General features: G+C 71.5%; 6 protein-coding genes. 1 reads left to right on the forward strand and 5 read right to left on the reverse strand.

From position 1 onward, the window contains the following. Window positions 1-60 precede the first annotated feature (60 nt). From ACFU7Z_RS04220 to ACFU7Z_RS04230, 3 genes are all read right to left on the reverse strand, one after another. A complete protein-coding gene (locus tag ACFU7Z_RS04220) occupies window positions 61-1,215 on the reverse strand; it encodes a pyridoxal phosphate-dependent aminotransferase (RefSeq protein ID WP_380741068.1) in 1,155 nt (384 codons plus the stop codon). A 91-nt stretch (window positions 1,216-1,306) separates the two neighbouring features. Next, window positions 1,307-2,083 (reverse strand): SDR family NAD(P)-dependent oxidoreductase, encoded by a 777-nt coding sequence (locus tag ACFU7Z_RS04225; RefSeq protein ID WP_117491294.1) that lies wholly within the window; start codon window positions 2,081-2,083, stop codon window positions 1,307-1,309. Between the two features lie 40 nt (window positions 2,084-2,123). Further along, the gene (locus ACFU7Z_RS04230; protein WP_074005839.1) at window positions 2,124-3,224 is read right to left on the reverse strand and encodes an SIS domain-containing protein; all 1,101 of its coding nucleotides are present in this window, start codon (window positions 3,222-3,224) and stop codon (window positions 2,124-2,126) included. A 342-nt stretch (window positions 3,225-3,566) separates the two neighbouring features. On the opposite strand from ACFU7Z_RS04230, the gene ACFU7Z_RS04235 reads away from it, so the two are divergent. Then, a complete protein-coding gene (locus ACFU7Z_RS04235) occupies window positions 3,567-4,232 on the forward strand; it encodes a LysE family translocator (RefSeq protein WP_063780371.1) in 666 nt (221 codons plus the stop codon). Here the strand turns inward: ACFU7Z_RS04235 and ACFU7Z_RS04240 are convergent. Further along, entirely contained in the window at window positions 4,226-4,984 is a 759-nt protein-coding gene (locus ACFU7Z_RS04240; RefSeq protein WP_380775840.1) for an alpha-ketoglutarate-dependent dioxygenase AlkB family protein, read from the reverse strand. The genes ACFU7Z_RS04235 and ACFU7Z_RS04240 overlap by 7 nt on opposite strands. Next, window positions 4,981-5,523, reverse strand: a 543-nt coding sequence (locus ACFU7Z_RS04245; protein ID WP_380775843.1) for a hypothetical protein, incomplete at its 5' end; no start/stop codon positions are given. The genes ACFU7Z_RS04245 and ACFU7Z_RS04240, both read right to left, overlap by 4 nt.

Raw genomic sequence — 5,523 nt, forward strand, 5'->3', positions numbered from 1 at the left:
CGGGCGGGCGCCGGTGCAGCGCCGCGGCGGGGCGGCGGCCGGCCGGCATGACCCCGGCGGTCAGGGCCACTTCACCTCGGAGAGGTGCTCCTCCACGCGGAGGATGTCGGCGTCGGTCAGGGCGAAGCACGCGCGGACGTAGGGATAAGGGGCCGGCCCGAGATGGAACGCGTCGGCCGGGATGGTGGCGATGCCGGCGGCACTCAGGATCGTCTCCGCGACCTCGCCGCTGTCGCCGCCCAGCGGAGTCCCGTCCACCAGGAGGTAGTAGGCGCCTTCGGGGTCGTTGGTCGCGAGGCCCGCGTCGCGGAACGCCGCGGCGATCCGGTCGCGCTTGCGGCGGTAGTCCTGGCGCGTCCGCGCGTAGAAGGAGTCCGGCAGGGTGAACGCCCGTGCGGCGATCTGCTGCAGCGGGGTGGGGGCGCACACCGAGAGCGCGTCGGCGGCGATGCGCAACGGCGCGATCAGCTCCGGGGGTCCGGCGGCGTAGCCGAGCCGCCATCCGGGGATGCTGTAGGTCTTGGAGAGGCCGGAGACCGTGATCGTGCGGTCGCGCAGCAGGTCGAACGACGCCGGCGAGCGGTGCGGTTCGTCCCCGTAGTAGAGGTGCTCGTAGATCTCGTCGGTGATCACCAGCAGGTCCCGGTCCGCTGCGAAGCGCGCCACCTCCTCGATCTCGTCCGGCGGCATCCGGTGGCCCGACGGATTGCCGGGTGTGCACAGCACGATCGCCCTGGTGCGGTCCGTCGTGGCCGCCTCCAGGGCCGCCCTGTCGATCCGGAACCCGGGGGCGTCCGTCCTGACCGGCTGGGGAACGACCCCGTGGATCTCCGCCACGGTGCGGTGGTAGCCGTAGAAGGGTTCGGGCAGGAGCAGGCCGTCTCCCGGGTCGAGGTGGGCCAGTACCGCCGCGTTGTACGCGCCGGTGGCGCCGATGGTGGCCACCACCCCGTGCTCCGGGTCGACGTGGACTCCGTTGTACTCCGCCAGCTTCCGCGCGACGGCCTGCCGGAGGACGGCGTCTCCGTGGGCGGGGCTGTAGGAGTGGTCGGCGGACGCGAAGTGTGCGGTCGCGTGGTCGAGCAGGTCGTCCGGGGGCGGCGTGCGGGACAGGCCCTGGCCGAGGTTGATGCCGCCGACGGCGACGCACCGCTCGGTCATGGCCCTGATGGTCGACTGCCGGAACCCGTCGAGCCTCCGCGCGTGCGGCTTCATCGGTGCCTCCTCCCGTGTTCGGGCCGGTCGTGGGATCGGTGGGTGTTCACCCGGTGGGTGTTCATGCGCTGACTGTTCATGCGGTGACTGTTCATGCGGCGGTCCATCCACCGTCCGCCTCGATGACGGCTCCGTGGACGTAGCTGGACGCCTCCGAGGCCAGGTACAGCACGGTCCCGACGAGTTCCTCGGGCCTGCCCCAACGGCCGGCGGGTACCCGGGTGAGCAGGCCCGCACTGCGCTGCGCGTCCGTGCGCAGACCGGCGGTCAGGTCCGTCTCGAAGTAGCCGGCGGCGATCGCGTTCACGTGGACGCCCCGCCCGGCCCACTCCGCCGCACAGGAGCGGGTGAGCTGTACCAGCGCGCCCTTGCTCGCCGCGTAGGCGACGACGTTGCGGCCACCGCTCTGGGCCAGGACCGATGCGATGTTGACGATCTTTCCGCTGCCCTGCCGGAGCATGGCCCTCCCGGCGGCGCGTGACACGAGGAACGCGCCGGTCAGGTTGGTGTCGATGACGCGCTGCCAGGTCTCGGCCGGGTAGTCCTCGGCCGGGAACCTGTCGATGATGCCGGCGTTGTTGACGACGATGTCGAGTCCGCCGTGTTCGCGCACCGTACGGGAGAGGACGTCCTCGACCTCTGCCTCCCGCGTCACGTCCAGCCCGACACCGACGGCGGATCCTCCGTCGACGGCCAGTTTGCCGGCGACCGCGTCTGCTGCTTCGCTGCTGCGCCCGGCGACGATCACTCTGGCACCGGCGCGGGCCAGGCCGGCCGCGATGGCCTGGCCCAGCCCGCGGGTGGCCCCAGTGATCAGGGCCACCTTGCCTGTGACGTCGAACAGGTGCAGCGGACTGGTGTCATCCATGTCCGCCACCACAGTCCTCTCCGTTCTCTCCGTCCGGGTGTTACGCCGTCAGCTCGGACTCGATGGTGGTGCTGTGGTACCAGGGGTTTCCGGCGGATTCGGAGATGAGGTCGCGCGACCGCGTCTCGTGGTGCCGGCCGAGGCGGAGTGCCGCGTGCTGCACCACGTTGAGGGCGGTGAAGTACTTCCGGAGGAAGTCCCCCTCCGAAAGGTGCACCCGGGAGAACCGGATGTTCCGGTTCTCCGGTCGGTCGTCGGTCAGCAGACGCTGCAGGTTCTCACCCTTGGCGAGGGTGTACTCGTCGTCGTCCGCGTCGGAGAACCAGACCGTGCTGTGCTTCCGCACCGGATCGGAAAGCGTGGCCACCTCGCTGTGGCAGAATTCGTGGAAGTAGTTCCGGGCGGTCGGAACCATGGCCATCTCGTTGAAGTGCATCTTGGCCAGCTTGAGCAGGCTCTCGTGCCATTTCGGGGACGCGATCATGATGATGTTCGCGTCCTCGCTCGCGTCGGCGATCCGACGGGCGGCCTCGCGGCCGTTCTCCTCGAAATCCGCCTCGAGCAGGCCCGCCAATTCGCCCAGCCGGGCGTGGTGGTCGTCGCTCAGCACCCCGAATTCGTGGAACATGTCCATCAGGATGGCGAAGTACTGCGAGACGTGGAAGAGCGGGTACTCGCGGTCCGGTTCGCGCAGCCGCCAGTAGGCGATGGAGGCGCCGTCCGCCCGCCCGAGCTCGGCCAGTTTGCCGCCGGAGGTGAGCAGGAGCACCTGGTCCCGGACGGCACGAAGCCGCTGGTAGGCGAGGACCGGCTCCTGCGAGTGCCCGCTGTAGGAGCTGATGATGTACAGGGTCGCCTCGTCCTCGAGGACCGAGGGAGCGGCCAGGAAGCGGAAGTCGTAGTCGTTCACGACGTGCACTTCGAGGGGCAGGCCGATCTCCGTGAAGTAGCCGCGGACGATATCCGAGACGATGGCCGAGCAGCCCATTCCGGTGAAGACGATGCGCTTGAACCTCCCTTCGGAGAGACGCTGTCGAAGGTCCGGGGTGACGTCGTCGAGCGAGTACTCGTCGGGCTTCGTCAGGCCGGCCCGGTACTCCTTCTCGATGAATTCCTCGTAGCGGTCGAGTCGGGACTTCATGCGATCTCACTCCATCACGGTCGCGTGCGGGTCGAAGAAGTCGTGCGACTCCGGATACCGAACTCCGGAGACCCGGGTTGCTTCGGGTGATTCGACTCTAACAAGCGCGGAAGGCCTCGTGGCATTCACATCGGTAAGTCTGCGAATCGACCAGGGACCGCATGGTCCGATTTCGCCGGTCTCACATGCTGAGAGGGTTTCTGACGGAATATGAGAACGGCGGCGGCAGTCGAACGGACAAGTCCCCTGAATGCAGACGACCGCCACGCTTCGGGACACGGAGGAACCGGCCGTTCTCACCAACTTGCCCAAAACCCTTCTCAACCGCGCCATGATTGGTGTATGACTGCGCAGCTACTGACGTTCGTACTCGCTTCTCTTCTGATCATCGTTGTTCCGGGCCCCGACCTGGTGCTCCTGCTGCGGAACGCGGCACGGGGCGGCCGCCGGGGCGCGGCCGCGACCGCGATGGGCATCATGCTCGGCAACGCGGTCCTCGCCGGCGCGGCCGTCGCGGGCCTGACCGCGCTGCTCACGGGCTCCGAAGTGCTCTACACCGCCGTGCGGATCGCCGGCGCCCTGTACCTCGCCTACCTGGGCATCCGGTCCCTGATCGACTTCATCCGCCTCGGCCGACGCGAGGACGGAGCTGACGACGCGACGGCCGCGCAGCCCGCCGGTCACGGCCGCGGAGGCGGTGGCGGGGCGCCGGACAGCGGGGCGGACTTCCGCCAGGGCCTGCTGAGCAATCTGCTCAACCCGAAGGTCGCCGCCTTCTACCTCTCCCTCTTCCCGCAGTTCCAGCTGCCCGGCATGTCCGAGCTCTCCCAGCACGTGCTCCTGGCCGGGCTGTTCTGGCTGCTGGCCCTGGCCTGGTACGTCGTGGTGGTCGCGGTCCTGGGCGCGATCCAGCGCGTCCTGCTGCGGCGCAAGGTGCAACGGGGGCTGTCGGGGGTGGCCGGGGTGGCGCTGCTCGGGCTCGGGGCTGCGGTGGGGGCCCGTCAGTAGCGCGTTCCCGACTCCGGCGAGGCGACGGGGGCGGCCCCGGCCGGGGCCGCTCCGGTCGCCTCGGGGGCGCGGTCGGTGAGTCCGGTGACGCGCAGGGTGATGTTGAGGCGGCCCCGGGCGGGGCCGACGGCGGGGTCGCCGGTGCCGGGGAGGATCTTCGGCACGGCGTGGTACGCGAGGCGGGAGGGGCCACCGAAGACGAGCAGGTCGCCGGAGGCGAGGGTCAGGTCGGTCCAGGGCCGGTTGCGGGTACGGGTGTTGCCGAAGCGGAAGAGGCAGGTGTCGCCGATGCTGAGGGAGACCACCGGGGCGAGCGAGTGCTCGTCCTTGTCCTGGTGCATGCCGAGCCGGGCGTCGGCGTCGTAGAAGTTGACCAGCGCGGCGTCGGGTTCGTAGGCGGCGCCCTGGCCGGGGTCCTGGTAGGCGTCGGCCACCGCCCGGCGGCCGAGGTCGGCGAGCCAGTCGGGGAGGCGGGCGACGCGGCGGCCGTTCACGTCGTCGGCGGTGCGGGTGTAGACGTAGGGCTGCCAGTGCCAGCCCAGGCACACGGTCTGCACGGACATGACGCCGCCGCGCGGCAGCCGGGTGTGCCGGATCGGGACGGGCCCGGCGGCCCAGGCGCGGCAGGCGGCGACGAGGTCGCGCTGCCGGTCGGGGGCGAGCCAGCCGGGCAGGTGGACGGCGCCCGGCGCGATCTCGCGGCGCTCGTAGCCGGCGGGCGGCGGGCCGAACAGGGCGGGGGTGGTGGTCACGTGGCGGCGCCCGGGGTGGCAGGCGGGAAGGAGTCGGTCCAGCCGGAGGCGATGCGCCAGGTGCCGCCGTCCGCGCTCGCGCCGCGTACGCCGTCCAGGACGCCGGGCCCGGCGAGCGCGGCGGCGACCGGCTCGGCGAGGGACGCGAAGCCGAAGGTGCGGTCCGGGCGCCAGGGGGTGCTGTGGCGCAGGCGTCGGGCGAGTTGGGCCCAGCCGAGCGGGGCGGCGGCGATGACGAGGGCGTCGGGTTCGGGGGCGGTGAGGCGGTGGGCGGGCCGCAGCCAGGAGGCGGCCTGTTCGGGCCAGTCGACGACGGCCAGGACCGCGTGGCCGGCGGCCTGCCAGGCGTCGGCGAAGGCGGCGGCCGCCGCGCGGGAGGCGTCGTCGCGGCTGTGGCCGATCGCGACGCCGTGCGGGGGCGGGCGGCGGTGGTCGGCGAGCAGGCGCAGCAGGGCCGCGAGTTCGGGGGCGGTGTGGGGGGCGGGTGCGGGGAGGTCGCCGTAGGCGGTCGGCCCGGGTTCGGGGAGGAGCGGGGAGCG

The sequence above is a fragment of the Kitasatospora sp. NPDC057518 genome, assembly GCF_042802075.1.
In the GTDB taxonomy this organism is placed as follows: Bacteria; Actinomycetota; Actinomycetes; order Streptomycetales; family Streptomycetaceae; genus Kitasatospora.

Coding starts and splice junctions, on each gene's coding strand:
- ACFU7Z_RS04220 (WP_380741068.1), bottom strand. CDS start 1,215: ATGAAGCCGCACGCGCGGAGGCTCGACGGGTTCCGGCAGTCGACCATC.
- ACFU7Z_RS04225 (WP_117491294.1), bottom strand. CDS start 2,083: ATGGATGACACCAGTCCGCTGCACCTGTTCGACGTCACAGGCAAGGTG.
- ACFU7Z_RS04230 (WP_074005839.1), bottom strand. CDS start 3,224: ATGAAGTCCCGACTCGACCGCTACGAGGAATTCATCGAGAAGGAGTAC.
- ACFU7Z_RS04235 (WP_063780371.1), top strand. CDS start 3,567: ATGACTGCGCAGCTACTGACGTTCGTACTCGCTTCTCTTCTGATCATC.